The sequence below is a fragment of the Kitasatospora sp. SUK 42 genome (assembly GCF_015776785.2).
Lineage (GTDB): Bacteria > Actinomycetota > Actinomycetes > Streptomycetales > Streptomycetaceae > Kitasatospora.
In genome coordinates this window covers 481,775-507,629 of sequence record NZ_LFMD02000007.1, presented here as the reverse complement: position 1 = coordinate 507,629, position 25,855 = coordinate 481,775, and the positions used below count along the sequence as shown (strand labels likewise).

Sequence of the window (25,855 nt, the reverse complement as noted above, 5' to 3'; positions counted from 1 at the left end):
GGGTCAGGGCGGACCTCCTGCGGAGTTCGGCGCGCAGCAGCTTGCCGGTCGCGGTGCGCGGCAGCACGGGCACGAACTCGACGGCGCGCGGGTACTTGTACGGCGCGATGGTGCGTTTGACGTGCTCCTGGAGCGCCTGGACCGTCTCCGGTCCGGCCGGGGTGCCCGGGCGCAGCACCACGTACGCCTTGACCACCGTGCCGCGCCGGGCGTCCGGCGCACCGACCACGGCGCAGTCGGCCACGGCAGGGTGGGCGGCGAGTGCCTGCTCGACCTCGGGTCCGGCGATGTTGTAGCCGGCCGAGACGATCATGTCGTCGTTGCGCGCCTGGTACCAGAAGTAGCCGTCCCGGTCGCGGACGTAGGTGTCGCCGGTGAGGTTCCAGCCGTCGTGGACGTAGTCGCGCTGACGGGCGTCGTCCAGGTAGCGGCAGCCGGTCGGGCCCTTGACCGCGAGCAGTCCGGGCTCGCCGTCCGGCACGGGGGCGCCGTGCTCGTCCAGGATCGCGGCCCGGTAGCCGGGGACGGTCCGGCCGGTGGAGCCGGGGCGGATGTCCTGGTCGGCGGCGGAGATGAACACGTGCAGCAGCTCGGTGGCACCGAGGCCGTCGATCAGCCGCTGCCCGGTGGCCGCGTGGAAGGACTCCCAGACGGCGGCGGGCAGCGGTTCACCCGCCGAGACGCAGCGCCGTACGCCGGCCAGCCGGTCGGCGAGACCGGAGGCCAGGATCGCCCGGTAGGCGGTCGGGGCGGTGAACAGCACGCTCACGCCGTGCCGGCCGACCTGTTCGGCCAGCTGTTCGGGGGTGGCCTGCTCCAGCAGCAGGCTGGCGGCGCCGGCCCGCAGCGGGAAGACCAGCAGGCCGCCGAGGCCGAAGGTGAAGCCGAGTGGCGGGGTGCCGGCGAAGAGGTCGTCGGGGGTGGGGCGCAGCAGGTGGCGGGAGAAGGTGTCGGCGTTGGCGAGCACGTCGCGGTGGAAGTGCAGGGTGGCCTTCGGGTGGCCGGTGGTCCCGGAGGTGAAGGCGATCAGTGCGACGTCGTCGGCGGCGGTCGGGACGGCGGTGAAGTCGGCGCGCCGGCTGGCGCAGCGGGCGGTCAGGTCCTCGGGGGCGGTGCCGCCGAAGGGGAGGACGCGCAGGTCGGGGGCGTCGGCGGCCGCCCGGTCGAGCTCGGCGAGGAAGCGGTGGTCGCACAGGGCGAGGGCGGGCCGGGCGATCCGGACGATCTCGGTCAGCTCGGCCGCGCGCAGCAGTGGCACGGTGGTGACCACGACCAGGCCGGCCTTCAGGACGCCGAGCCAACAGGCCGCCATCCAGGGCGTGTTGGGGCCGCGCAGCAGGACCCGGTTGCCGGTGGTCAGGCCCAGCTCCTCGGTCAGCAGGCGGGCGATCCGGTCGGCGTGGTCGCGGAGTTCGCCGTAGGACCACCGTTCGGTGGGGGTGAGCAGGCAGCGGCGGTCAGGGCCGAACCGGGTGATGGTGTCGTCGAGCAGGGCGGAGGCGCAGTTCAGCCGGTCCGGATACTTCAACTCCGGGAGATCGAAGAGGAGTTCGGGCCACTGGTCGAAGGGTGGGAGATGGTCGCGACAGAACGTGTCCACGTGCGCTGAGGGGGAGAGCTCCATGGGCGGGCACCTCATCGTGCGAGCGGGAGTGAAGCCAGTATGGCGTGCTCGTGACGCCAGTCAAGAGAGCGATACATGCATTCGGGCGACGGGGGGCATGCGGGCAGGAAGAACGCCCCGCGGGCCGGTGGGGCCTGCGGGGCGAGGGAGGGGCGGTGTTCCGCGCGGGGGCTCGGACTGGGGCGGTGTGGGAGCGCTCGGGTCGGGTCGGCGGGGGAGCGCTCGGGTCGGGGCGGTGTGGGAGTGCTCAGGCAGGGTCGGCGGGGGCGTCGGCGTCCGGCGTGCGGCCGTCCTGGGCCTGCTGGGCGCGCGCGGCGAGCAGCCGGGCGAACAGGGTCAGCACGGGCGTCGTCGCGGGGGCGCCCGGCCCGGAGTCGCGCACGTACAGCAGTGTGGAACCGACCCGGACCAGCGCCTCCGCCCCCGCCGCGCCGTGCGTACGGGCGGCGCTCTGGTCGCCGATCGGCGGGATGGTCGCGGCGGCCGCGGAGTCCTCGCCGCCGACGTGGTCGAGCATCGTGCCGAAGGCCCGTCCGGCCGCGTCGGCCGAGATGAACGAGACCACGGTGAACTGCACGCTGTGCACCTGGGCGGCACGGAACGCCACGGTGGCGTAGGCGAGTTGCTGATCGCAGGCGCCCGGGAGCAGGCACGGCACGTCGTCCCCCGCGCCGGTGCCGGAGACCGGCCCGCTCTCCACCTGCCAGCCGCCGGGCATCGCCCGTACGTCGGGCAGTACGGCCTGCACCTGGGCGGGGTCGCGCAGGGTCCGGGCGGAGTGCGCCAGTTCGGGGCCTATGGGGTGGAGCAGCGGGCGTGAGCCCAGGCGGACCCCGACGGCGACCAGTACGGCGACCAGGAGCAGGGCCAGTGCGAGGACGATGCCGCTGTTGCCGCGCCGGGTGGCCACCGCCTGGGCCCCGGCGGCCTGCGGGTCCAGGCGGAGCTGGACGGTGCTCGGGCCGGTGGCCGGTTCGCTGCCCGGGTCGGTGCTCCTCGGGTCGACCCGCAGGTGCAGGATGCTCGGCTCGACGTCCGTCCGCAGGTGGACGGTCGGCGGATCGGCGGGCCGCCCGAGCTGGGTGGTGGCCAGGTAGTGCGCGAACGCCCGGTCGGAGTCCAGCAGTTGGCCGACGGCGACGGTGAGGATCTCCCGGCCGCGCGGATCGCCCGGGCTCGCCTCGACCGAGGCCACGACCCGGGCGCCCTCCGGTGTCGCCCGCAGCCGCGCCCGCACCACCTCGGCCACCGCCTGCTCCGGACCGTCGGCCGCGCCCCGGGCCAGCCGCACCAGTGCCGCCACCACGGCGGGTGTCAACTCTCTGCCGTCCCCCATGACAACTCCCCCCACCGCACGAGTCGTTGCCCCCAGGGTCCCGGACCGTCGGCCGCTTCGCACACCCGCCGGACGGAACGGAGACGCAACCGCAACAGCCTCCGGACGTCGCGGCGGACCGGCATCACCGGCAGCCGCACGGGTGCCGTCCGTCACGGGGCGGCAGCCGTTGTCCGACCAGGGCGGGCGGGCGGCGGGGCTCAGCGCAGGTCGAAGACCAGCCGGGCCGAGATCTCGCCGCCCAGCACCTCGTCGAAGCAGGCGTTCACCTCGTCCAGCCGCCGGGTCTCGCGGATGACGCGGGTGCGGCCGAGGGTGTGCAGCCGGAAGACCTCGGCCAGGTCCTCCCGGGTGCCGACGATCGAGCCGATCACCCTGGTGCCGTTCAACACGGTCTCGAAGACCGGGAGTTCGAGCTTTCCGCCGGCCGGGAGCGCGACCAGCACCAGGGTGCCGCCGCGCCGCAGCGCGCCGTACGCGGCCTGGAAGGAGGCGTTGCTGACGGCGAGCGCGATGGCCGCGTGGGCGCCGCCGAGCGCCTGCACCTCGGCGGCGACGTCCTGGGTGCGGGCGTCCAGCACGTGGTCGGCGCCGAGCTGGCGGGCGAGGGCGAGCTTGTCGTCGGTGACGTCGACGGCGATGGTCTCGGCACCGAAGACCCGGGCGTACTGCAGCGCGAGGTGACCGAGCCCGCCGATGCCGGAGACCAGCACCCGGGTGCCCGGGCGGGCGCCCGAGACCTTGAGCGCCTTGTACGTGGTGACGCCCGCACAGGACAGCGGCGCGGCGTCCATCGGATCGAGGCCGTCCGGCACGGGGACGACGTAGTCGCCGTGCGCGAGCGCGTACTCGGCGTAGGCACCGTCCACCGAGTAGCCGCTGTTGTGCTGCTGGAGGCAGAGCGTCTCCCAGCCGGAGACGCAGTGGTCGCAGCGCCCGCACGCGTCGGCCAGCCACGGGATGGCGACCCGCTCGCCCGCCCGGACGTGCCGGACCTGCCCGCCGACCGCCTCCACGATGCCCACGCCCTCGTGGCCGGGGACGAAGGGCGGGCTCGGCTTGACCGGCCAGTCGCCGCGGGCGGCGTGGATGTCGGTGTGGCAGAGGCCGGAGGCCTCGATCCTGACCCGTACCTGATGCGCGGCCGGCTCCGGTACCGGGCGGTCCTCGATGACCAGCGGTGCGGTGAAGTCGTGGACGACGGCGGCCTTCATGCGCTTCTCCCTCGGGCGGGCGGGTGCTGCCGGCGGCTGCGCGCGGGGCGCAGCCGCCACCAGCTTCACCCGATGGGGTGATCTTCGCCGTCCGAACTAGGCCGAAAGAGTGCGCCTTCGTCCGACGCGTTCCCGCAGGTCAGCGGATCGACATCGACATGTAGACCGCGCGCCGCCCGTAGGACGCGGGGACCTCGACCTCGCGGTGCGCGCGGTAGCCGAGCAGCCGCAGCAGGATGTCCGCCCCGCGCACCGCGACCATCGAGATCCGCTCGAAGCCCAGCTCCTCCGCCCGCTCCCGGAAGTGCCGCATGAACCCCAGCGCGACGTCCCGGCCGCGCAGGTCCTCGGCGATCACCAGGTCGTGCACGTGCAGGTTGCCCGACTCGTACGCCCCCTCCTCCGGCCGGGCGAGGTCCGGGCAGCGCAGCGGAGGGTACGGCAGGCTCAGCAGGTAGCCGCGGACGGTGCCGCGCTGCTCCAGCACGAAGCAGGTCTCCGGCGAGCCGAGGGCGCGGGACTCCAGCGCCTCCCGGCCCTCCGACAGGCCGTCGGCAGCGTAGGCGTCGTGCTCCAGCGCGACCACGGCGTCCCAGTCGCCGTCGGCCAGTCGCCGGATCCGGAGGTCCTCGCTCACCCGGCCGGCACCTCCGCGGCGCCGAGCCCCTCCGCGCGGGCGGCGGCCACCATCGGCGCCCAGGCCTCGATGAGCACCGCCCAGCGCTCGGCGTCCTCCTGCGCCTCGTCCAGGAGCTGCTGCCGCTTCCCGGCCACCGCGTCCGCGAGCTCGGCGTACTTGCCGCCCAGCTTGCGGTAGGAGCGGTCCAGGACGTCCAGGCAGTGCTCGTTCCCGGCCCGGTCCCAGTCGACGCTGCCCCGCACCAGGTCGAGGATCGGTTCGATCCTCAGCCCGTGCCGCTCGTCCAGCATCCCGCGGCCGAGATCGATCATCCCGCCGTAGACCGGGTACAGGTACAGCATCGAGAGCAGGAACTTGACGAACCGCATCTGGTAGGAGATGAAGCCGGCGCCGGTGCGGCGCTCGGGTGTGTAGTAGTTGACGATGTGGCGGTTGTGGACGACGCCCGGCATCCGGGCGTGGACCAGGGAGTGCAGGAGGGCGTAGTCGCAGCCGATGGTCTCGATCGAGGGCAGCAGCGGCAGCACCTCGTAGCCCCGGTGGTCCAGGGCGATGTTGCACATGTTGACGTCCCAGATGTCGGGCACGCCGAGGACGGACTCGTCGGCGCTGAACGGCTCGGAGTCGGTGCCCTTGAAGGAGACGTCCACCATCGCGTCCCTCTCCTCCTCCGACCACACCGGCGGGGTCCACAGGCGCACCACGTCGCGGTAGACGGCCGGGTCCAGCTCGTGGATCTCGCCGATGTCCACGTTGAGTTCGCCCATGAAGGAGCCGCAGACCAGCATCACCGGCTTGTCCGCGTCGGCCGGGTCGAGCTCGGAGCGGGACACGCCGGCCGCCGCCTCGCCGGCCGGCCGACCGATCGAGAGCAGCTCGTGGTGGATCGGGAAGACCTTCTGGCCGTCGAGGACCTGGAAGTCGGCGTCGTCGTTGCGCAGGTGCGTCGAGGTGCAGCCCAGGGCGGCCGCGCCCAGGAAGAGCCGGTTGACGCAGGAACCGTACGCGACGGCCCGCGGGAGCATCAGGTCGAGCAGCAGTTCGGGGTCGGCGGCGCCGGAGCGCTCGACCGCCCGGCGCAGGAACTCCCGCTGCCGCGCCTCGCCGAGGTGGTGGACGACCACGCCGGGGGTGGGGGCCAGTGCGGCCACGGCGCCCGCGTTCCGCGCGAACGCGTCGCCGTCGGTGGTGTCGAGGATGAGGAGGTGCACCTCGGCCCCGAAGGTCGCGACGGCGTACGCCGCCTCCTCGGCGAGGTCCGCGATGGTCTCGGGACAGGGCCGCATGGTGGGCAGGGCGAGGCAGACTCTTTGCATGGCGGTGGTTCTCCGTCGGATCGTCAGAAACCTTGTGGCGGCGGCGAGATGAGGGCGCCGAGGCGCACTACGGTGGACTAGACCATTTCCGAAGTCAACGATTGACAGGGTGGCTGTGGCGGGGTGGAATACGCCCCCGCCCGGCGGCTTCGAGGGCCTCCCGGGCTTCCCCCGGACCCCTTTCCGGGCAGGGCTGGGCGCGGGTCCGGCGGCACGCGGCGCGGCCCCCGGTCCGTACGCGAGGACGAATTCCCATCGTTGATCCGAACGGCCGTGCGGGCCTGGGAGGTTCAACGCCGCGCATTGGGCCATTGGGGTTAATCCGAGGGGTGAACCTGCCGATACCGGCAATGACGTCCTCGTACGTCGTTCGGACGTCCATACGCCGTTCGGAGGAGCCAGCATGCCCGAGCTGTGGCTGCCCGGTGCCGAGGTGCACGACCTCGGCGATCACGCGTCGACCGACCAGCAGTACCCGCCGAAGGCCATCGCCCACATCACCTGGGACCGCAACGCGACCGCGGCCGCGCCGTTGGACTGGGAGCCTTACGAGGACCTGGTGTCGTACTTCACCGGCAGCGGGGCCGGTGACGCCCCGCACCTGATCTGGGACCCGTTCATCGGCCGGATGGCCCAGCTGTTCCCCGCCGACTCCCGTTCGAAGAGCCTGCTCAGCCCGGCCCAGAGCCCGACCCGCACCAACCGGGCCGGGCGGGTGGTGATCCAGATCGAGGCGGTGTTCTTCCCGTACTGCCGCTACGGGGGCGCGGTCTACCCCAGGCTCGTCGACACCCCGTGCGCCGGCTGGGACCGGATCCACGCCTGGATCTCCTCCTGGGGCGTGCCCGACGCGTGGCCGATGGGCCTGCCGACCGACTTCTCCTCCCACCGCGACGAGCAGGTGTGGGAGACCCAGGGCGGCTGGTACGCGCACGCCCACGTGCCCTACAACGACCACACCGACCCCGGCTCCTGGCCCGTCTTCACGGGCGGCTCGGGCTCCCCGCCGCCGAGCGCCGGCCCGGCCCGGTACGAGGTCACCGTCAACGGCCTGGCCTACGGCTACGGCGCCCACGGCTACCAGGTGACCACGGTCGGGCGGGGGCTGGTCGCGCGCGGTTTCGGCGCCCACTACAACTCCGGGCCCGGGCCGGACTGGACGGACGCGGACACCGAGAACTACGCGGACTACCAGCGGAGTCTGGGCTACTCCGGACCGGCGGCGGACGGCGTTCCGGGCGAGACCTCGCTGCGGCGGCTGCTCGGCTACCTGCCCGGGCCGCGCACCGTCTCGCTCGCCCACGTGGTCGCGGCGGCGCACAGCGACCCGCCGGCCGAGCAGGGGCACCTGACCTACGGGGCGGAGGTGGCGATCGTCGAGCAGGCGCTGGCGGACGAGGGGCTGCTCGAACAGCGGTGGGTGGACGGCTCCTTCGGCAGCCTCACGGTCGCGGCGTACGCGGGCTGGCAGCGGCGGTGCGGATACTCCGGATCGGCGGCGGACGGGATCCCCGGCCAGGACTCGCTGCAGCGGCTGGGCGCGGCGCAGGGCTTCGCGGTGACGGGCTGAGTGGCGAGGAGGCGTCGGTACTCCCGGGGGAGTTCGGCACCCACGGTGAGGGGTGGGCACGTACTCGCGCGGGAGTAGGCGAGGTTACTTCCGTCGTCAGATGTCCGATGACGGGCGGTGGGGAGAGTCTGGTCGCGTCCTCGTGGCCCTGACTCGAAGGAGGTACCCGTGCGCTCGTCCACCGGAGCCGCCGCCCGGCCCGCGCCGGCCCCCGGCGCCGGGCGGCGGTCCGCCGACCACCGCCTGTCGCCGGGAGCGCGCAAGCGCCTGGTCGTCCTGCACGTCGTCGTCTCGGTGAGCTGGCTGGCGCTGATGCTCTGCCTGCTCACCCTGGCGGTGACGGCGTTGACCACCGACGACGCCGACCGGCTCAGAACCGCCTACCGGGCGATGGGCATGCTCGGTGACACGCTGGTCGTGCCGTTGAGCCTGCTCAGCCTCCTGAGCGGGGTGGCACTGGGGCTCGGCACGTCCTGGGGGCTGTTCCGGTACTACTGGGTGAGCACCAAGTTCTGGCTGACCCTCGGGGCGATGACGGCCTCGGTCTTCGCCCTCACCGCCCGGCTGCACGACGCGGTGCGGGTGGCGGACGCGCATCCGACCGGCCCGATCCCGGCGTCGGACCTCGGATTCGTCCGGTACAACACGGTGATCGTCCCGGCGGTCGCGCTGTCGCTCTACCTCTTCAACGTCGTCCTGTCCGTCTACAAGCCCTGGGGCCGCCGCAAGGCCGAGGGCGGGCGACCGGGCCGAATACCCGGGGCGGGCTCCTGAGCCGAGGGAGGGCGCGGCCCCGCGCGCCGGGGCCCGGGCCCCGGGGAATGCCCGCCCGGCGGGAGGGCGTTGTCCAGCGACGTGACCAGTGCTACGCCCGCGACCAGGCTCTCCGTCCTCGACCGCTCCCGCACCAGGCGGGGCGAGCAGCCGGCGCAGGCACTGCGGGACACGGTGGCCTTCGCCCGGGAGGCCGAGCGGCTCGGCTACCACCGGTTCTGGGTCTCCGAGCACCACGGGGTGCCCGGGGTGGCCGGCTCGGCGCCGACGGTGCTCGCCGCGGCGGTGGCGTCGGCCACCACCCGGATCCGGGTCGGCACCGGCGGGGTGATGCTGCCCAACCACCAACCCATGGTGGTCGCCGAGCAGTTCGGCGTGCTGGCATCGCTGTTCCCCGGCCGGATCGACATGGGGCTCGGCCGCTCGGTGGGCTTCACCGACGGCGTCCGGCGGGCGCTCGGGCGGGAGAAGGACGCTGCGGAGGACTTCGGCGCCCAGCTGGCCGAGCTGCTCGGGTACTTCGACGGCTCGCAGCAGGCACACCGCGGTGTGCACGCCCGCCCGGCCGAGGGCCTGCACGTCCCGGCCTTCGTCCTGGCCACCGGCACGGGCGCCGACCTGGCCGCCGACGCCGGGCTGCCGCTGGTGATCGCCGCCGCGCGGGGGGAGGACCGGATGCTCGCCGCGATCGACCGCTACCGCAGCCGCTTCCGCCCCTCCGGGCAGGCCGCCGAGCCGTACGTGGTGGTCTCCGGCACGGTCGCGGTGGCCGAGACCGAGGAGCGGGCGCGCGAGCTGCTCGTTCCGGAGGCCTGGGCCGGCGCGTACTCCCGCACCCACGGGGAGTTCCCGCCACTGGCCCCGGCCCCCGAGATCCTGGCCCGGACGATGAGCGCCCGTGAGCGGGCGGCGTTCGAGCAGTCGCTCAAGGGCCACATCGCCGGCACCCCGGAACAGGCCGCCGCCGAGCTGGCCGCCCTGGTGACGCGCACCGGCGCGGACGAGTTCCTGGTCGCGACCAGCACCTACGACCGCACCGCGCTGTTCGACTCCTACCGGCTGCTCGCCGAGGCGGTCGGCCAGCCGCGAGGCCAGGGAGCGGGCGTGCGGACCTTCGCCGGGTCCGCGAAGCCCTAGGGTCTGTCCGGCGGACCACCCCTCGGGCGCGGTTCAGCCCGCGTCCACCTCGGAGGTTCCCAGCCGCGCGTACACCTCCGGCCGTCGCGCCCGCAGCCGCAGTGCGATCCCGACGCCCGTCAGGAACACCACCGGCACGATCGCGACCAGCGGCCAGTTGACCTCCGGCCCGGCGTTGGTGAACAGGTCGAGCCGCCACACCACCAGGGCCGTCGCCCCGCACAGCAGCGCGGTGGCGGCGAGCGGCGCGACGACCGTACGGAAGCGTCCGGAGGCCCGGGCCGCCGCCGGGTTGCGGCGGAAGAAGGCGAACACGGCGAGCCCGGCCAGCGCCTGGAGCACCAGGATGCCGACCACCCCGGGGGAGTTCACCCAGAGGAAGAACTGGTTGTACGGGTCGGCCCCGATCAGCGCCGCCACCACGACGGCCACCGCCGCCAGCGCCGACTGCGCGATGCCGCCGATCCACGGCGAGCCGTGGCGCGGGTGGATCCGGCCGAGCGCGGCCGGGGCCGCCTGCTCGGTCGCGAGCGCGTACCCGTACCGGGTGATGGTGTTGTGGAAGGCGAGCAGCGCGGCGAGCAGGCTGGTGACGATCAGCACCCGCTGGACGTCGGTGGCCCAGCCGCCGACGTAGTCGGTCATCGCGGTGAAGAACATCCCGGCCGGGTCGGCCGTGGCGGCCTCCACGGCGCCCGAGTCGCCGAAGGCCTGCACGATCATCCAGGTGATGAAGGTGTAGAAGAGACCGAGGAAGGCGATCGCGGCGTAGGTGGCACGCGGCACGGTCCGGTGCGGCCGGCGGGCCTCCTCACGGTAGATCGCGGTGGCCTCGAAGCCGATGAAGGCGGCGAAGGAGAGCCCGAGCACCCCGCCCATGCCTCCGGAGAACACGTTGTGCGGCGCGAACGAGGACAGGCTGAGCCCGTGCGCCCCGCCCTTGACCAGCACCGCCACCGCGAGCACCAGCAGGATCCCGGTCTCGGCGATCAGCAGCGCCCCGAGCACCCGGGCGCCGAGGTTTATCGAGCGGTAGCCGAGGAACCAGACCACCGCCACCCCGAACAGCGCCCAGACCGGCCAGGGCAGGTCCAGCCCGAGCAGGTCGGCGGCCGTGGTGTGGGCGAAGAACCCGAAGGCGCCGAACATGCCGATCTGGATGGCGTTGTACGAGAGCACCGCGAGCAGCGCCGCGCCCAGCCCGGCGGCCCGTCCGAGCCCCCGGGTGACGTAGGCGTAGAAGGCCCCGGCGTTGCGGATGTGCGTGGTCATGGCGGTGAACCCGACCGCGAACAGCGCCAGCACGACGCCGGTGGCCAGGTAGGCGACCGGTGTGCCGATGCCGCCGAAGGAGATGGCGAAGGGCGCCACGCCGGCCATCACGGTCAGCGGCGCGGCGGCGGCCACGACGAAGAAGACGATGTCGCCGGTGCCGAGCACACCGCGTTCCAGCCCGTCGGCTCGGGCGGTGTCGGGGGGAGGGACGGAGGTGACGGGGACGGTGTCGGAGGGCAGGGTCATGGGGGGCTCTCCTGGGGTCGTACGAACGAGGGTAGGACGGCCGAGGGCGATCACGCGTCGGCCGCCGTCGGAGGGAACGGAAACGGCCGGGGCGGCCGTCAAGGGGAACGAGGCACGGCCGCCGTGGGGAACGGCCGGGCCGGAGCACCGGTGAGGCCGGAGTACCGGTGTGGCCGGAGTACCGGTGTGGCCGGAGTACCGGTGAAGGGGGGCACCGGTGAGGGGGGTGCCTCAGCGCGTTCGGGCCTGCGCTCCGCCGCGCGCGGAGCCGCCGGCCACGGAGCCGGCGCCGTGGGTGCGCCGCCCGCCGAGCCAGGTGCCGGCCACCTCGACCGAGGCGAGCTCGGCGGCCGGTACGGCGTACGGGTCGGTCGCCAGGTGGACCAGGTCGGCCCGCAGGCCCGGCCGCAGCACACCCCACTCGGCCTCCTCGAAGGCCTGGTGCGCCACGCCCGCCGAGTAGGCGGCCAGCGCCTCGGTGAGTCCGATCCGCTCCTCCGGCAGCCAGCCGCCCTCCGGCAGGCCGTCCGGGGTCTGCCGGGTGACGGCGGTGGCCAGTCCGGCGAGCGGTTCGTACCGGGTGACCGGCCAGTCGCTGCCGAAGGAGATCCGGGCACCGCCGCGCAGCAGGGCGGCGATCTGGTACTGCCGGGCGCCGCGCTCGGGGCCGATCCTGGGCAGGGTGAGCTCGGTCATCAGCGGGTCGATCTGGGCCCACAGCGGCTCGAAGTTGGCGATCACCCCGAGCTCGGCGAAGCGCGCGAGGTCGTCCGGGTGCACCAGCTGGACGTGGGCGATCACCGGTCGGCGGGCGCGGTGTCCGTTGCGGCGCGCGGCGGCCTCGACGGCGTCCAGCGCGATCCGCACGCCGTGGTCGCCGATGGCGTGGATGTGCGGCTGGAAGCCGAGCGCGTCCACGGCGGTGACGGCGTCGGCCAGCTCGGCGGCGGTCCAGTTGGCGACGCCGTGCGAGTGCGGGCAGTCGCTGTACGGCTTCAGCAGCGCGGCCGTGCCGGACTCGATCACACCGTCGGCGAAGAACTTGACCGCCCGGGCGGTGAGCCGGCCGCGCCCGGCGGCCTCGACCCGGTCCCGGTCGGCGGCCAGACGGGGGAGCCGCTCGCGCCAGCCGTCCGGTTCGAGCAGCAGGGCGAGCCCGGCCCGCACCGGCAGCTCCTCCTCGGCCACCGCCGCGATCCAGGTGTCGACCTGCGCGGGTTCGACCCAGGCGTCCTGCACCCAGGTGATCCCGGCGGCGGCGAGGGTCTCCGTGGTCTCGCGCAGCGCGGCGACCTGCTCGGCCGGCGGGGGCACCGGGACGAGTGCGAGCACGGGGTTGAGCGCGCCGAACTCGCGCAGCGTGCCGAGCGGGCTGCCGTCCGGGCGGCGGACGATCTCGCCGCCCACGGGCTCGGGCGTGTCGGGCCCGTAGCCGGCCCGGCGCAGCGCCTCGCTGTTGGCCCAGCCGGTGTGGTGGTCCATGGTGCGCAGCAGCACCGGCCGGTCGGGCACCGCGGCGTCCAGCAGCCGGGCGTCGAACAGCCCGCCTTCGGCCAGCCAGGGGTTGACCGCGTCGCCGGTGATCCACTCCGCCTCGGGGTGGCGCTGCGCCCAGTCGCGGACGGCGGCCACGACCTCCTCCAGGCTGGTGCAGTCGCGCACCGGCACTCCGCGCAGGCCGAGGCCGCCGAGCAGGGGGTGGATGTGGCCGTCGCCGAAGGAGGGCAGCAGGGCGCCGCCGTCCAGGTCGACGGTCTCGGTGTGCTCGTCGCGCAGGGCGAGCGCGGCGTCGCCGAGGGCGGTGATCCGTCCGGCGGTGACGGCGAGCGCGTGGGTGCGGGGGAGGGCGGGGTCTCCGGTGTGGATCCGGCCTCCGGTGAAGATCGTGTCGGCACGCATACGGGGGTGTGCGTCCTCTCCGGGGCAGGGCGGGCCGGGTTGCCGGGGCCCGCCTAAACCGAATGGGTTTCGGTTACCGTAGGCGCGGCACCGGCGGGTGCGGAAGAGTTTTATTGAAAGCCATTCAATAACGCTTGGATAACGATGATCTTGAACTTGGGGGCCGCCGTCCCCCGCCCCCATGGTGAACACGAGAACGAGGGACGGGCATGGCCAGGCCGCGAACACCCCTGCTGGACCGGCAGCGCATCGTGGACACCGCGCTGCGGCTGGTCGACGAGGCGGGCGACCTCACCATCCCCGCCCTGGCCGGCGCCCTCAAGGTCAGCCCGTCCGCGCTCTACCACCACGTGGCCGGCCGGGCCGAGATCGTCGCCCTGATGCGCGCCGAACTGGTGCGCACGATCGGCGAGCAGTCGATGTGGGACCAGTCCTGGGACGCCGCGCTGCGCACCTGGGCGCACGCCTACCGGGACGCCTTCGCCGGGCACCCCGGCATCGTCCGGCTGCTCGCCACCGCCCCGCTCGCCGAATCGTTCATGCACGAGCTGTACGAACGGGCCGTCGCCACCCTGGAGGACGCCGGCTTCGCCGCCGGTGACGTGATGGGCGTGATCACGGCGTTGGAGAGCTTCATCCTCGGCTCGGCCCTGGACCTGGTCGCGCCGGACGTCATGGTCGACGCCGTCGACCGTGCGGCCACCCCGCGGCTGGCCGGGGCCCTGGACGCCGTGCCCGCCGGTCGCGAACGTGCCGACCAGGCCTTCGACCTCGGCCTCGCCGCCCTGATCGCCGGTTACGGAGCGCTGCTGGACCGGTCATGAGGCCGGGCTGCCCCGCGCTCGCTCCTCGCCCGGCCCTCGCCCGGCCCCGGTGACTCCCGCCCGGTCCCGTTCGATTGTTTTCGATTTCTGACCAGGCGTGATGACCTGCTACTGTTCTTCTCGTCGGGAGGAAGTGATCTTCGGAAAACGAAATCTCCCGAGCAGGCGTCAGCGGTGCTACCAGAGCACGTCCTACTTTCAGTAGGAAGAGTCCGTGCGATCCGGGCCTGGCGCTCCACCCGAAGGGGCTCGTTCCGTCCAGCGGAACGGGCCCCTTCGTCGTACGCACTTCGCCTCGCGCTTCGTCGTGCACTTCGTCATGCAGGTCGTCATGCACGTCGTCATGCACGTCGTCATGCGCCTTCCAGGCTCGGCCTCTTATCGCACTTTCGGGCTCGAAACTCGCCACCGTGGCCGGATACCGGCCAAGGTCCCGTGCCAGGTGGCCGGTGGGCGGCCGTCCGTGACGGCCGACCGGCCAGCGGGTTTGCCTGTCGGGCAGGACTGACGCATCGTCACATCTTGGCCAGAACTGGCCGTTACTGGTGTGAATATGCCATTGGAATGTTCGTCGCATGAGATCCGCCAGTAGCCTTCCGTGTCGAACCTGCCACTGCTGGTGGCGACCCGGCCGGAGCCGTGCTGCGCCCGGCCGCCCAGACCCCGCGAAGGAGCCGGTGTGCCGGGTATCGACGAATGCCTCTCCGGGGCGATGGCGATTGCCGGGGCGCGCGCCGCGAGCCTGGTCGACTGGAGCAGCGGACTCGCCCTCGGCAGCCTCGGCGAGAGCCCGACCGGTGACCACGAGGCCTCCGCCGCCGAGGCAACCGACCTGGTACGAGCGGCAGTTGAGAGCCAGACCTTCACCGCGGCGGAGGACCGGAGCTCCCCGTTGGAGGACATCATCGTCACCGCCGGCCGCAGCTACCACCTGATCCGCTTCATCGACACCGTCTTCGACAGCCGACTCGTCCTGCACCTCTGGCTGGACCGCGAAGCCGGCAACCTCGCCGCCGCCCGCTTCCGCCTCCAGGCGCTCGCCGAGGAACTGGTGCTGGGGTGAGCGCGACCGCCGAACCAACGGCGACGTCCACACCGGCCGAGCCGGTCGGCCGGCCCGACCCCGTCGTGCCCCGGACCCCGGCCGAGGCCGTCGCCCTGCTCTCCGACCGCCGCGCCACCGGAGCCCTGCACGGCCCGCTCGGCAGCCTGTACCTGGTCGACGGCCTGGTGACCGCCGCCGAGTCCCCGCGCGCCCCCGGCCTGGCCGACCTGCTCACCGGCTGCGGCCGGACCACCCCCGGAGACTGGTTCGAGCTCCTCCGTCTCCACGGCCCGCACGGGCGGGTCGGCGCGGAACTGGTCGACCGCCGCCTGCTCACCCGTGGCGAACTCGAACTCGGCCACCTGGGAACGCTGTTCGACGCCGCCTACTTCGTCCTCGCCGACCGGGCCGGCGGCACCTGGCGCTTCGAACCCGACGCCCGGCACTGGCTCGGAGCGGTGGCCGCGGTCGACCCGGCGCGACTGCACCGCGAGGCCGAGCGCCGACGCCGGCTCCTCGACCGGATCTGGCCCTGGCCACAGCTCGACACGGCGCCCGTCCGCCCGGTCGAGCACCATCGGCGCCCCTCGCACCGCCCGCCCGGCCGCCGCCGGTGCGAACTGCTCGACCACGCCGACGGTCGAAGAACCCCGGCGGACCTGGCCCGGCTGCTTGGCCGCTCCGGCTTCGGCGTGACGGCGGACGTCCGCCGCCTGGCCGCCGCCGGACTGCTCGACGCCCCGCACCACGCCGCACCCGCGCCCGGCCAGGCGGCCCAGACCCCCGCGCAGGCGCCTCAAGCTCCCGCCCGGGCGCCTCAAGTCCCCGCCGGGGCAGCCGAAGTCCCCCCGCGGCCGCCGGGAGCCGGAGGAGCGAAAGGACGGCCCGGAGGCCTGCACCGCAGGATCCCCGGTGCCACCCTCCGCGGCGCCCCGGCAACCGACCCGACGGGAGCCCCGGCCCGTCCCCCCGCCCCCACGCGCTCCGACCGACCGCCCACCCCGGCCGCGGCCCACCCGCCGGCCGTCCCCGACCCGGACATCGCGCTGCTGACCCGGGTCCGAGACCTACTGGAGGCCCGACTTTGAGCAACTCTCCGCCCGCGACCCCGCCGTACCGGCCATGAGGCGGGCGCTCAAGCAGCGTGTCGGAAGGAGACAACTGATCGCCTTGGAGACCGAGCTGCTCGCCGAACTCCGCGCCGTCAAGCGCCGCGTCCCGCACCTCGCGGGCGGCCTGGTGGCCAGCGTGGACGGCCTGTTGATCGCGCACGACACCCACGGCACCGAACCCTCAGGCCTGGCCGCGATGACGGCGGCCTCGCTGTCGCTGGCCCAGCGGCTCGCCGACACCACCGGCCAGGGCGAGTTCCGGGAGTCGCTGGTGCGCGGAGAGCACGGCTACGTCGCCACGTACGCCGCCGGCGGCAGCTGTGTGCTGACCCTGCTGGCGCACCCGGACGTCAACGTCGGCCGGCTCCACCTGGAGGCCCGCCGCTGCGCCCAGCGCATCGCCGCGCTGCTGAGCGGCGCCCTGGCGCCCAAGGAGTCGCTGGACGCGGGCTGACCCCGACCACCACCCGAACCCACCGCCACACCCCATCAACAAGACATCGATCACCGGGAGTTGACTACCATGACCGACGCAGCCGGCGCGCTCAAGCAGGCCATGACCAGCATCGAGGGCGCCATCGGCGCGGCCCTCGTGGACTACAACAGCGGCATGGCGCTCGCCACCCTCGACGGCCCCGGCGGCCTGGACCTCAACGTGGCCGCGGCCGGGAACACCGACGTGGTCCGGGCCAAGATGCGCACCATGGACATGCTCGGCCTGCAGGACGGCATCGAGGACATCCTGATCACCCTGACCAGCCAGTACCACCTGATCCGCCCGCTCACCGGCCGCACCGGCAAGGGCCTCTTCCTCTACCTGGCGCTGGACAAGGCCCGCGCCAACCTGGCGATGGCCCGCCACCAGCTCACCAGGATCGAGGCGGACCTGGAGGTCTGACCCGCAGAGCGGCCGGACGAGGCCCCGGCGGCGGCCCAGGCCCCGCCGGGCTCCCGCCGGCCCCGCCGGGCTCCCGCCGGCCCCGCCGGGCTCCCGCCGGCGCGTGCCACCGGCTCAGCCCCCGTCGGGCTCCGTCCACCGGACCTCGCCGCCCGGCAGTCCGGCGCACAGCGCGCCCTCGGCGGTCAGCACGCTCCACGGCGCGAGCAGCGCGTGCGGCGGCACGGACAGCGCCCCGCCCTCGCCGAAGCCCAGCTCCAGGCCGCCGGCCGGGGTGATCCGGGCACTGTCGACGGTCCGGCCGACCAGCCCCAGCAGGCCCGGGCTCGGCCGGAAGGTCAGCGCCGGGAAGAAGTGCTCGACCCCGGTCGGCGCGGCGAAGGACGGCGCCGCGAAGCGGAAGTCGTGGGCCACCCGTACCGTCACCGACCCGTCGAGCCGCAGGTCGAGCCGGCCTCCGCCGCTGACCGACTCCACCCGGTGACCGGCCAGCGCTTCCGCGATCGTGTTCCGCATGCCCCCAGTGTCACCCGGGTGGCGGCTCCTGTCCGGTGACCACCTGCCCGCGCACCAGCTCGACCGGTCCGCCGGGCCGCGCCCGGGCGGCCAGCGCGGCGGCCGTACGGGCCCAGGACGGTTCGGACAGCAGCGCCCGCGCCTCGTCCGGGTCGCAGAGCCGCCAGTCCACCAGTTCCTGCTCCGGAAGCTCGATCGAGCCGAGCAGTTCCTCCGTCACCGTCCCGCCGTCGAACACGTACACCAGGACGGCGGTGTCCCGGCCGGTCGCCGGGTCGGCCCCCGGGTCGGCCGCCGTTCCCGGCTGCCAGTCCAGCGCCAGCAGCCGTCCGGGCTCGACCCGCCAGCCCAGCTCCTCGTGGATCTCCCGCCGTGCCGCAGCCCGGGGCCCCTCCCGGTCCGCCTCGACCCCGCCGCCGGGCAGCGTCCAGTAGGGCACCCGCCCGCGCGGCCCGTCCCACGGCCGGAGCCGCACCAGCAGCACCCGGCCGTCACCGTCGGTGAACAGTGCCCGGGCCTTCGCCCGGATCCGCGGCCGGCTGGCGTAGTAGGTGTCCCGGTCCATCGGCGGCTCCGGCGCCGCCGGACCGGGCGCCGCCGCCCCCAGCCCGGGCGCGTCGGCCAGCCCGGTGTACTCCGGCACCGGCCCGTGGGCGGGCAGCTCCAGCAGCGTGTGCCCGACGGGCCGGCTGTCCTCCAGTTCCAGCGGCCCGGCCGTACGCGGCGCCCGCAGACAGGCCGTCACCCGCCGTGACAGCCGGGGCGGCAGCGCGTGCGCCGCCTGCTCCACCGTCAGCCACACCCAGCCGCCGACCTCCGCCGTGTCCGGCCGGATCGCCGCCGCCTGCTCCGCCGTCAGCGGCTCGCCCCAGTACAGGTACGCCACGATCGGCGGACGGCTCGGGCCGAGCGCCCAGTCCACGCAGGCCAGCGGCCCCAACCGGGGCGTGAACCCCAGCTCCTCGGCGATCTCCCGTACGGCCGTCGCCCGCGGCGAGTGGTCCGTGGGCTCCCATCCGCCGCCCGGCACCGCCACCGGGTGCTTGCGGTCGTACGGCAGCCGCACCACCAGCACCCGCCCCTGCCTGTCCGGGAACAGCACCCCGGCCGCTGCCAGAATCCCCCGCCCGTCCGTATCCGACGCCTCCACCCCAGCTCCCTCCACGGCTCTCCACCCGGGGACGACACCCCCGGCCACCTCCATGGTTCCCGTCCGGCCCCCGCATCGACCGCCGTTCACGGGTGACACGGACCCGGAGGCGGGCCCCGGCGTCGCCCCGCAGACGGGAGTTTGAAGGCGGGTCAGCCCAGCTCCGCCAGCGCCCGCGCCGCCGCCCGGGCCATCTGCTCGTCGTAGCGGCCGCTCGCCCCGCGCAGGCGGGCGTAGCCCTCCGCCGCCGCCAGGGCGAGCAGGCCCGGCAGCAGGTCGGTGCTGCGGGCGGCCACCCAGCGGGTGCCCTGGGTGGCCATCCACCACAGGTCGGCGGCCAGGCCCGGCGGCGGCTCGGCGGCGGTGGCGGCGGGCGGCGGGCCGAGCGGGTGGCCGGCGTCGGCGAGCAGGCCGTGGAAGCGGCGGGCGATCAGGTGGTGCCCCTCGGCGCTGGGGTGGAGGCGGTCGACGCTGAGCAGCCGGCGCTCCTCGTACCAGGGCAGCTCGGCGATGTGCAGGTGCACCGCCCGGTGGCGCGCGGTGAGTGCGTGCACCACGGTGTTGACCGCCCGCATCCGCCGGGCCAGCGGGCGGCCGAGTGGCGCCGGGAGCCGGAGCAGCGAACCGGGGTCGGGCAGGCAGGCGGTCAGCAGGGTCGCGCCGTGGCCGGAGAGTTCGCCCAGGGTGGCGTCCAGCTCCAGGGTGGTGCGCCGGATGTCGAAACCCGCCCGCAGGGTGTCGTTGCCGCCGACCACCACCGCCGCCAGCTGCGGCCTCCTGGCCAGCGCGCGCGGCAGTTGACGTGTCGTCAGTTCCGTGGTCAGTGCTCCGCTGTAGGCCAGGTTGGTGAACTCGACCTCCCGGCCCCCGGGTGCCAGTGAGTGTGCCAGGACGGCGGCCCAGCCGCGCCAGCCCTCGCCGACCTGGTCCCCGATTCCTTCCGTCAGCGAGTCGCCGAGTGCGACGAACCGCAGCAACTCGCCCGCCGCCGGGCGCTCCTCCGCCGACCGGTCAGGCCCGACGTCCAGCAGGCTCATCCCAACCCCCGTCCACCGCCTCGAAGTTCCCCGCTCCATGGGCCGCCAGGAAGGCCGCCACCGCCGCCGGCCAGCCGTACCGCTCGGCCTGCGCCCGGGCGGTCGAGCGCCGCACCTCCTCCGGCCTCGCCAGCAACTCCCGTACGGCCGCAGCGAATCCGGGCCCACTGTCGGCGGCCGCCACCCCGGCGGACCCGATCAGCGCGGGCAGCGCGGAGGAGCGGCTGACCGCGACCGGCGTGCCGCAGGCCAGCGCCTCCAGCGCGGCCAGCCCGAAGGTCTCCACCGGCCCGGGCGCCAGCACCACGTCCGCGCAGCCCAGCAGCCGGGCGACGGCCTCGCGCCCGTCGAGGTGCCCGAGGAGGCGCACCGGCAGGCGCAGCCGTGCGGCCCGGGCCGCCAGCCGCTCCCGCAGCGGTCCCGTCCCGGCCACCACGAGGACGGCGGGCAGCCCGCGCGCCCGCAGCCGGGCCAGCGCCTCGACCGCCCGCTCGGGCCGCTTCTCCGCCGAGAGCCGGGAGCAGAGCACCAGCAGCACCTGCTCAGGGGTCGCGTACCGGGCCCGCTCCGCCGCCCGCCGGGCCGGTGGCAGCGGTCGCATCGCCGCCAGGTCCACCCCGAGCGGGGCCCGGACCAGGTTGGGCACGCCGATCCGGCGGAACTCCGCCGCCGCCCAGTCGGTGGTGCAGAGCACCGAGTCGTAGGCGCGGGCGGTGGCGGCGTTGAGCCGGTCGGCGGCCGCGGCGGCGAGCGGACCGGGCAGGCCCCAGGTGCGCAGCAGCCCGGTGGCGCTCTCGTGCGAGACCATCACCGAGCGGACGCCGTGCCGCCGGGCCCAGGTGCCGGTCCAGCGCAGGGTCGTCCGGTCGGAGACCTCCAGCCGGTCGGGGCCGAGCCGGGTCAGTTCGGCGGCCACCGCCCGCCGGTCGGCGAGCAGCCGGTAGCCGCCGCTGGCGGGCAGCACCGGGCCGGGCAGGGTGACCACCAGGCCCTGCTCGGTCTCCTCCTCGGCGCGGCGCTCGCCGGGCACGATCAGCACCGGCCGGTGCCCGGCGGCCCGGTACCCGGCGCCGAGGTGGCGCAGCGCGGTGCGCAGCCCGCCGGAGACCGGGGTGACGAAGTTGGCGAGCCGCACGATGGTCAGGGGGGCGGTCATGCAGGCAGCTCCTCCGGCAGGGCGGGCGGCAGCGCCGGGGCGGCCGCCGTCGGGGGAGCGGGCGGCAGCGGCAGCCCCCGGTGTTCGGCCAGCACCTCGGCGTAGTGCCGTAGCAGCAGGTCGCCGACCGCCTCCCAGGTGCGGGCGGTCACCTCGGCCCGCCCGGCCTGCCCGTACGCGGCGCGCCGCGCCGGATCGGCGGCCAGCTCGGCCACCGCCCGGGCGACGGCGGCCGCGTCCCTCGGCGGCACCAGCAGTCCGGTGCGGTGGTGGGCGACCAGGTCGAGCGGGCCGCCGGCCGCGGGGCCGATCACCGGCACGCCGCTGGCCATCGCCTCCTGGATGGTCTGGCAGAAGGTCTCCAGCGGGCCGGTGTGCACGAAGACGTCCAGGGTCGCGAAACATCGCGCCAGCTCCTCGCCGGTGCGCCGTCCCAGGAACACCGCGCCGGGCATGGCGGCCTTGAGTCCGGGCGCCGAGGGCCCGTCCCCGACCACCACGACCCGTACCCCGGGCAGGGCGGAGGCCGCCGCGAGCAGGTCCACCCGCTTCTCCGGCGCCAGCCGCCCGACGTACCCGACCAGCACCTCGCCGCCCGGGGCGAGCGCCCGGTGCAGCGCCTCGTCGCGGTGCCGGGGGTGGAAGCGCACCGAGTCCACCCCGCGCGGCCACAGCTGCACCCGGGGCACCCCGTGCGCGGTGAGGTCCTGCGCGGCCGGGGTGGACGGCGCCAGCGTCCGGGCGGCCGCCCGGTGCACGGCCCGGATCCGCCGCCAGGCCGCGGCCTCCCCGAGCCCCCGCCCGGCCCGGTAGGCGTGCGCGTACCCGGCCAGGTCGGTCTGGTAGACGGCCACGGCGGGCACCCCGAGCCGCGCCGCGACCTGCATCCCGCGCGCGCCGAGCACGAACGGGCTGGCCAGGTGCACGAGGTCCGGCCGGTGCCCGGCGATCGCGGCCGCCAGCTGCCGGCTCGGCAGGGCGATCCGCACCTGGGGGTACCCGGGCAGTGGCATCGAGGGGATCCGCACCACGGGGATCTCCACCCCGTCGGCGCCGCCGAAGGTCTCCGGCGGGCACTGGGCGCCGCGTGCGGGTGCGGGGGTGACGACGAGGGGCTGGTGGCCCCGGCGGGCCAGGTGCTCGGCCGTCCGCAGCACGCTGTGGGCGACTCCGTTGACCTCGGGGGGGAAGGATTCGGTGACGATGGCGACGCGCATGCCAGTGTTGTCTCCGCGCCCGGCGTGCTTCCGGCCAAAGGGATCTGTCGTGCAGGCGAACGCGGGTCGGCGATTTGCACCGCCGACCCGCGCGTTCCGTAGTGGGGCCCGTCCGGCAGGGTTCCGCCGGACGGGCCCCGGCCGTATCAGGCCGACCCGGCGGCTTCCTTGAGTTCCGCGTACGGCGCGAGCTTGCGGATCGACTCGATGCTCTTCAGGCAGTCGTCCTTGCTCTCGTGCGGGTCGCCGGTCACCACGATCGCCCCGTTGCTCGCCTTGAGCCGGAACCGGTGCATCCCGCTCTCGTCCTTGTACAGCTCGAACTTCCCGGCCATGCCAGTAGACACCTCTCGCTCAGGTAACCCCCTGGCATCGCACCGTACGGTCAAATCCCTTGCCCGGCACGTCAGATGATCCATCCGAGTGCTCGCGGCGAGGCCGGTCAGGCGGGTGGCGCCGCGGCCAGTCCGGTGATCGTCGCGGTGAGGACGCGGGCGAGGCGGGGCTCGACCTCGATGACGGCGTGGGCGAGCCGCGGGTCGCTGCGGTAGAGGGCGGCGACCTCCGTGCCCGGGTTGGCGATCTGCCACAGTGCCCCGGCGAGTGAGACGGCGGTGGCGACCAGGTCGGTGACGTCCTGGTCGTCGAGCGCGGGCAGCTGTTCGCGGACGGCCGCGGTGATCGGCCCGCGGGCGGCGAGGGTGGCGAGCTTGAAGTCGCGCACCGCGGTGAGTGAAACGTTTCGCTCAAGGTTGAGCGGCGCGTGCGCGAGCAGATCGCAGAACAGCCCGCGGGCCGCGAGCGTGGCGGCGAACGCCCGGGCGACGGACGCCGGGCCCGGTTCGGCGTTCTCCCGCAGCCGTGCGGACAGCGCGTCCGACCACTCCTGCCAGCCCTCCGCGGTCAGCCGCAGGAAGATCTCCTCGCGCGTCTCGAAGTACCGCAGCAGCGCCGACTTGTGCATCCCGACCGCGGTGGCGATGTCCGTGAGGGTGATGTCCCTGATGCCGCGCTCCCCGCCGAGCGACCGGGCGGCCTCCAGGATCGAGGCCTCGCGTCGCCGCTTGGCCTCGGGCGAACGTGCGCGCTGGAACTCCGATGCTTCATCCACGTGCCCATGGTAAGGCGACGCCGTTGCCTTATTAGCGCAACGGCGTTGCACTAATAGCGCAACGGTGTTTTACTAACGGCATGGAACAGAACACGGAGCAGGGCATGGAACAGACCTGGTTCATCACCGGCAGCTCGCGGGGCTTCGGGCGAACCCTCGTGCGGGCGGCACTCGAAGCCGGCGACCGGGTGGCCGCGACCGCCCGCCGCCCGGAGCAGCTGGCCGACCTCGCCGAGGAGTTCGGCGACCGGATTCGCCCGATCGCGCTGGACGTCACCGACCCGGAAGCCGCACGCGCGGCCGTCGCCGAGGCTCACGCGCACTTCGGGCGGATCGACGTGCTGGTGAACAACGCCGGCTACGCCAACGTGTCGCCGATCGAGACCACCGAGGACGCCGACTTCCGCGCGCAGTTCGAGACCAACTTCTGGGGCGTGTACAACGTCACCAAGGCCGCGCTGCCGCTGTTGCGCGAGCAGCGGGGCGGGCTGGTCATGCAGTTCTCCTCGGTGGGCGGAAGGGTCGGCGGCTCCCCGGGGATCGCCTCCTACCAGGCGGCCAAGTTCGCCATCGACGGGTTCAGCCGGGTGCTGCGCGTCGAGACGGCGCCGTTCGGGGTGAAGGTGCTGGTCGTCGAGCCCAGCGGCTTCCGCACCGACTGGGCCGGCTCCTCGATGGTCGTCCACGACATCCCGGCGGCCTACGCCGAGACGGTAGGCGCCCTCAACAAGCGGCTGCGGCAGGGCGACGCCGGCGCCGCGGGCGATCCGGTCCGCGCCGCCGGGATCCTCGTACGGGTGGCCAAGCGGCGCGACATCCCGGACCACCTGCCGCTCGGGGTCAACGCGGCGGAGAGTTCCATCGCCATGGACCGGCGGCTCCTGGAGGAGGACACCAGGTGGCGCGAGGTCTCCCGCTCGGCCGACTTCGCCGAGCCGTACCCCGTGGCCTTCCCGTCCGACCAGGCAAGCTGAGCGGCCTCCGAACGCGCCCGTGGCGGGTGCCGGACGATTCCGGCACCCGCCACGGGTGTGCGCTTCGCGGGCGGCGGACCGCCGGGGGTCAGCCGGCGCGGCGGCGCCCGGCCATCCAGACGTAGACCAGGATGCCGGCGAAGAGGAAGAGGACGCCCTGGTAGACGGCGGCGTAGCCGGCGCCGGCCAGGAGCCACAGGGAGAAGGCGAAGGCGCCGAGGCCGAGCACCGCGTCCCGCACCAGGTGGGTGCCGTTGACCTTCTCGGTGGCGCCGCGGACCAGCCAGTACAGCTGGGCGGCGGTCGAGAGCAGGTAGGGGACGGTGGCGGTGAAGGTGGTGACCAGGACCAGGATCTCGAACGCGCCCTTGGCGCCGCTGGCGAAGTTGAGCACGGTCAGGCCCGAGGCCAGCGCGACGCTGATGATCACGCCGAAGACCGGCACCCCCCGCTTCTCCTTCGCGAACACGGCCGGGAACAGGCCGTCCTTGGCCGCCGCGTACGGGGCCTGGGCGGACAGCAGGGTCCAGCCGTTGAGGGCGCCGACCATCGAGACCAGCGCGGCGACGGCGATCACCGTGCCGCCCCAGGAGCCGCCGAACATGACGTTCACCGCGTCCGAGAAGGGCGCGCTGGAGTGGATCAGCCGGTCGTGCGCGACGGTGCCGAACACCGCGAGCGTGCCCAGCAGGTAGACCACGGCCGCACCGGCGGTGCCGAGCACGCTGGCCCGGCCGACGTTGCGCTCCGGGTCGCGGACCTGGCCGGCGCTCATCGCGGCCGACTCCACGCCCAGGTAGCTGAACAGCAGGATCGCCGCGGCCGCCGACATGCCGCCCATCCAGCCCTGGCCGCTGGCGTCGAACGGCCCGAGGTTCTTCGAGTCGAAGGAGAGCAGCCCGCCCACCGAGACCAGCAGCAGCGGGATGAACTTCAGGACGGTGGAGACGAGCTGGACGACCCCGACGTACCGGGTGCCGGCCAGGTTGGCCAGCGCGGGCAGCCACTGGAAGGCCAGCGCGGCGGTGATCTCCAGCGGGATGGAGTGGCCCAGCGGCAGCAGTACGTCCAGGTAGCCGACGGCGGCCACCGCCAGCGCCGCGTTGCTGACCCAGGTGGTGATCCAGTACGACCAGGCGGAAAGGAAGCCGGCGAAGTCCCCGAAGGCCTCGCGGGCGTAGACGTACGGTCCGCCGGTGCGCGGGTTGCGGCGGGCCAGCTGCCCGAAGACCAGCGCCAGCGCGATCGCTCCCACGGTGAGGACGACGAAGGCGAGCAGGCTGACCGTCCCGAACGGCGCCACGGCCGCGGGGATCATGAAGATGCCGCCGCCGATGATGTTGCCCATCACCAGGGCGGTGGCGGTCGGCAGCCCGAAGCGGCGGTGCTTCGACGGGGTGGGGGTGGCCTGGTCCGGGTTCTCCGGGCCGCTCGGCCGGGGCGCCTGCCGGGTTGCGGCGGGGCTGGTCTGCATGGAGGTCGTGCGCCTTTCGTGGTCCTGCTCGCGCCCGGTGGAGCTACGAGGCACGACTACCAATGTCGGACCAGGCGATACTTTGCGCCAAATCGATGGGATTTGTTCATCCAGGCTGGTGGATCACCGCAAGACTTGCGGTCGCGGGGCGGTTGGACGGGCACTCGTCCGGCGCGCTTCGAGTGACTGTTCGACCGTAAATGCACATGTGTGACTGTGTTCGTCCGGCCGGGGGAGATGGTTCACCCGAATGCCCCAGGCGGGTTGCGGCGCGCGCTCGAACGTGCGGGTTCGTGTGCCAACCTTGGCG

General features: G+C 74.3%; 23 protein-coding genes and 1 pseudogene. 9 read left to right on the top strand and 15 right to left on the bottom strand.

Annotated features, from left to right (window positions below; genetic code table 11):
• Positions 1 to 7: 7 nt before the first annotated feature.
• From RZ50_RS23955 to RZ50_RS23935, 5 genes and pseudogenes are all read right to left on the bottom strand, one after another.
• A pseudogene (locus RZ50_RS23955) lies at positions 8 to 1,624 on the bottom strand (AMP-binding protein); the annotation flags it as partial.
• 247 nt (positions 1,625 to 1,871) lie between these two features.
• On the bottom strand, positions 1,872 to 2,960 hold the full coding sequence (locus RZ50_RS23950; protein ID WP_196952832.1) for a hypothetical protein: 1,089 nt from the start codon (positions 2,958 to 2,960) through the stop codon (positions 1,872 to 1,874).
• A gap of 200 nt (positions 2,961 to 3,160) precedes the next feature.
• Positions 3,161 to 4,174 carry an alcohol dehydrogenase AdhP gene (gene adhP / locus RZ50_RS23945; RefSeq protein ID WP_196952833.1) on the bottom strand — a complete coding sequence of 338 codons (1,014 nt, stop codon included), beginning with the start codon at positions 4,172 to 4,174 and terminating at the stop codon, positions 3,161 to 3,163.
• Positions 4,175 to 4,313: 139 nt separating this feature from the next.
• Positions 4,314 to 4,811, bottom strand: coding sequence for a GNAT family N-acetyltransferase (locus tag RZ50_RS23940; RefSeq protein WP_196952834.1), 498 nt, complete (start codon positions 4,809 to 4,811; stop codon positions 4,314 to 4,316).
• A complete protein-coding gene (locus RZ50_RS23935) occupies positions 4,808 to 6,130 on the bottom strand; it encodes a DUF6271 family protein (protein WP_196952835.1) in 1,323 nt (440 codons plus the stop codon). The genes RZ50_RS23940 and RZ50_RS23935 overlap by 4 nt, the downstream gene beginning before the upstream one ends.
• A 403-nt stretch (positions 6,131 to 6,533) precedes the next feature.
• On the opposite strand from RZ50_RS23935, the gene RZ50_RS23930 reads away from it, so the two are divergent.
• The 3 genes from RZ50_RS23930 (at position 6,534) to RZ50_RS23920 (ending at position 9,611) form a co-directional block, all read left to right on the top strand.
• Positions 6,534 to 7,700 (top strand): peptidoglycan-binding protein, encoded by a 1,167-nt coding sequence (locus RZ50_RS23930; protein ID WP_196952836.1) that lies wholly within the window; start codon positions 6,534 to 6,536, stop codon positions 7,698 to 7,700.
• Between the two features lie 168 nt (positions 7,701 to 7,868).
• Positions 7,869 to 8,474, top strand: coding sequence for a DUF2269 domain-containing protein (locus RZ50_RS23925; protein WP_308272145.1), 606 nt, complete (start codon positions 7,869 to 7,871; stop codon positions 8,472 to 8,474).
• An 81-nt stretch (positions 8,475 to 8,555) separates the two neighbouring features.
• Positions 8,556 to 9,611 (top strand): LLM class flavin-dependent oxidoreductase, encoded by a 1,056-nt coding sequence (locus RZ50_RS23920; protein WP_196952849.1) that lies wholly within the window; start codon positions 8,556 to 8,558, stop codon positions 9,609 to 9,611.
• A 33-nt stretch (positions 9,612 to 9,644) separates the two neighbouring features.
• On the opposite strand, the gene RZ50_RS23915 is transcribed toward RZ50_RS23920, so the two are convergent.
• Positions 9,645 to 11,132, bottom strand: coding sequence for an APC family permease (locus RZ50_RS23915; protein WP_196952837.1), 1,488 nt, complete (start codon positions 11,130 to 11,132; stop codon positions 9,645 to 9,647).
• A gap of 231 nt (positions 11,133 to 11,363) precedes the next feature.
• Positions 11,364 to 13,031 carry an amidohydrolase gene (locus tag RZ50_RS23910; protein ID WP_196952838.1) on the bottom strand — a complete coding sequence of 556 codons (1,668 nt, stop codon included), beginning with the start codon at positions 13,029 to 13,031 and terminating at the stop codon, positions 11,364 to 11,366.
• A 209-nt stretch (positions 13,032 to 13,240) separates the two neighbouring features.
• On the opposite strand from RZ50_RS23910, the gene RZ50_RS23905 reads away from it, so the two are divergent.
• From RZ50_RS23905 to RZ50_RS23885, 5 genes are all read left to right on the top strand, one after another.
• Positions 13,241 to 13,855, top strand: coding sequence for a TetR/AcrR family transcriptional regulator (locus RZ50_RS23905; RefSeq protein ID WP_196952839.1), 615 nt, complete (start codon positions 13,241 to 13,243; stop codon positions 13,853 to 13,855).
• 679 nt (positions 13,856 to 14,534) lie between these two features.
• Positions 14,535 to 14,918, top strand: coding sequence for a hypothetical protein (locus tag RZ50_RS23900; RefSeq protein WP_196952840.1), 384 nt, complete (start codon positions 14,535 to 14,537; stop codon positions 14,916 to 14,918).
• Complete coding sequence (locus RZ50_RS23895; protein WP_196952841.1) at positions 14,915 to 15,988, top strand: hypothetical protein; 1,074 nt, start codon at positions 14,915 to 14,917, stop codon at positions 15,986 to 15,988. Before RZ50_RS23900 ends, RZ50_RS23895 begins: the two co-directional genes overlap by 4 nt.
• An 82-nt stretch (positions 15,989 to 16,070) precedes the next feature.
• Complete coding sequence (locus RZ50_RS23890; RefSeq protein ID WP_308272142.1) at positions 16,071 to 16,466, top strand: roadblock/LC7 domain-containing protein; 396 nt, start codon at positions 16,071 to 16,073, stop codon at positions 16,464 to 16,466.
• Between the two features lie 69 nt (positions 16,467 to 16,535).
• A complete protein-coding gene (locus tag RZ50_RS23885) occupies positions 16,536 to 16,910 on the top strand; it encodes a hypothetical protein (protein ID WP_196952843.1) in 375 nt (124 codons plus the stop codon).
• Between the two features lie 114 nt (positions 16,911 to 17,024).
• On the opposite strand, the gene RZ50_RS23880 is transcribed toward RZ50_RS23885, so the two are convergent.
• From RZ50_RS23880 to RZ50_RS23850, 7 genes are all read right to left on the bottom strand, one after another.
• On the bottom strand, positions 17,025 to 17,426 hold the full coding sequence (locus RZ50_RS23880) for a DUF6188 family protein (RefSeq protein ID WP_196952844.1): 402 nt from the start codon (positions 17,424 to 17,426) through the stop codon (positions 17,025 to 17,027).
• Positions 17,427 to 17,436: 10 nt separating this feature from the next.
• Complete coding sequence (locus tag RZ50_RS23875) at positions 17,437 to 18,576, bottom strand: NUDIX hydrolase (RefSeq protein WP_196952845.1); 1,140 nt, start codon at positions 18,574 to 18,576, stop codon at positions 17,437 to 17,439.
• A 152-nt stretch (positions 18,577 to 18,728) separates the two neighbouring features.
• A complete protein-coding gene (locus RZ50_RS23870) occupies positions 18,729 to 19,613 on the bottom strand; it encodes an SGNH/GDSL hydrolase family protein (RefSeq protein ID WP_196952846.1) in 885 nt (294 codons plus the stop codon).
• Positions 19,588 to 20,769: a glycosyltransferase gene (locus tag RZ50_RS23865; protein WP_217680812.1), complete on the bottom strand. Its 1,182-nt coding sequence runs from the start codon at positions 20,767 to 20,769 to the stop codon at positions 19,588 to 19,590. Before RZ50_RS23865 ends, RZ50_RS23870 begins: the two co-directional genes overlap by 26 nt.
• On the bottom strand, positions 20,766 to 21,986 hold the full coding sequence (locus RZ50_RS23860) for a glycosyltransferase family 1 protein (RefSeq protein WP_217680810.1): 1,221 nt from the start codon (positions 21,984 to 21,986) through the stop codon (positions 20,766 to 20,768). Before RZ50_RS23860 ends, RZ50_RS23865 begins: the two co-directional genes overlap by 4 nt.
• Before the next feature lie 146 nt (positions 21,987 to 22,132).
• Entirely contained in the window at positions 22,133 to 22,321 is a 189-nt protein-coding gene (locus RZ50_RS23855; RefSeq protein ID WP_196952781.1) for a DUF1508 domain-containing protein, read from the bottom strand.
• A gap of 107 nt (positions 22,322 to 22,428) precedes the next feature.
• Positions 22,429 to 23,097 (bottom strand): TetR/AcrR family transcriptional regulator, encoded by a 669-nt coding sequence (locus RZ50_RS23850; protein WP_196952782.1) that lies wholly within the window; start codon positions 23,095 to 23,097, stop codon positions 22,429 to 22,431.
• Between the two features lie 80 nt (positions 23,098 to 23,177).
• Here RZ50_RS23850 and RZ50_RS23845 point away from each other — a divergent pair, with 80 nt between their 5' ends.
• A complete protein-coding gene (locus RZ50_RS23845) occupies positions 23,178 to 24,071 on the top strand; it encodes an SDR family NAD(P)-dependent oxidoreductase (protein ID WP_196952809.1) in 894 nt (297 codons plus the stop codon).
• 88 nt (positions 24,072 to 24,159) lie between these two features.
• On the opposite strand, the gene RZ50_RS23840 is transcribed toward RZ50_RS23845, so the two are convergent.
• Entirely contained in the window at positions 24,160 to 25,599 is a 1,440-nt protein-coding gene (locus tag RZ50_RS23840) for an amino acid permease (RefSeq protein ID WP_308272139.1), read from the bottom strand.
• Positions 25,600 to 25,855: the final 256 nt, after the last annotated feature.

What these genes read in the sequence shown, in the direction of transcription:
- RZ50_RS23950 (WP_196952832.1), bottom strand. Translation starts at nt 2,960, where the DNA reads ATGGGGGACGGCAGAGAGTTGACACCCGCCGTGGTGGCGGCACTGGTG.
- adhP (WP_196952833.1), bottom strand. Translation starts at nt 4,174, where the DNA reads ATGAAGGCCGCCGTCGTCCACGACTTCACCGCACCGCTGGTCATCGAG.
- RZ50_RS23935 (WP_196952835.1), bottom strand. Translation starts at nt 6,130, where the DNA reads ATGCAAAGAGTCTGCCTCGCCCTGCCCACCATGCGGCCCTGTCCCGAG.
- RZ50_RS23930 (WP_196952836.1), top strand. Translation starts at nt 6,534, where the DNA reads ATGCCCGAGCTGTGGCTGCCCGGTGCCGAGGTGCACGACCTCGGCGAT.
- RZ50_RS23915 (WP_196952837.1), bottom strand. Translation starts at nt 11,132, where the DNA reads ATGACCCTGCCCTCCGACACCGTCCCCGTCACCTCCGTCCCTCCCCCC.
- RZ50_RS23910 (WP_196952838.1), bottom strand. Translation starts at nt 13,031, where the DNA reads ATGCGTGCCGACACGATCTTCACCGGAGGCCGGATCCACACCGGAGAC.
- RZ50_RS23905 (WP_196952839.1), top strand. Translation starts at nt 13,241, where the DNA reads ATGGCCAGGCCGCGAACACCCCTGCTGGACCGGCAGCGCATCGTGGAC.
- RZ50_RS23885 (WP_196952843.1), top strand. Translation starts at nt 16,536, where the DNA reads ATGACCGACGCAGCCGGCGCGCTCAAGCAGGCCATGACCAGCATCGAG.
- RZ50_RS23880 (WP_196952844.1), bottom strand. Translation starts at nt 17,426, where the DNA reads ATGCGGAACACGATCGCGGAAGCGCTGGCCGGTCACCGGGTGGAGTCG.
- RZ50_RS23870 (WP_196952846.1), bottom strand. Translation starts at nt 19,613, where the DNA reads ATGAGCCTGCTGGACGTCGGGCCTGACCGGTCGGCGGAGGAGCGCCCG.
- RZ50_RS23865 (WP_217680812.1), bottom strand. Translation starts at nt 20,769, where the DNA reads ATGACCGCCCCCCTGACCATCGTGCGGCTCGCCAACTTCGTCACCCCG.
- RZ50_RS23860 (WP_217680810.1), bottom strand. Translation starts at nt 21,986, where the DNA reads ATGCGCGTCGCCATCGTCACCGAATCCTTCCCCCCCGAGGTCAACGGA.
- RZ50_RS23855 (WP_196952781.1), bottom strand. Translation starts at nt 22,321, where the DNA reads ATGGCCGGGAAGTTCGAGCTGTACAAGGACGAGAGCGGGATGCACCGG.
- RZ50_RS23845 (WP_196952809.1), top strand. Translation starts at nt 23,178, where the DNA reads ATGGAACAGAACACGGAGCAGGGCATGGAACAGACCTGGTTCATCACC.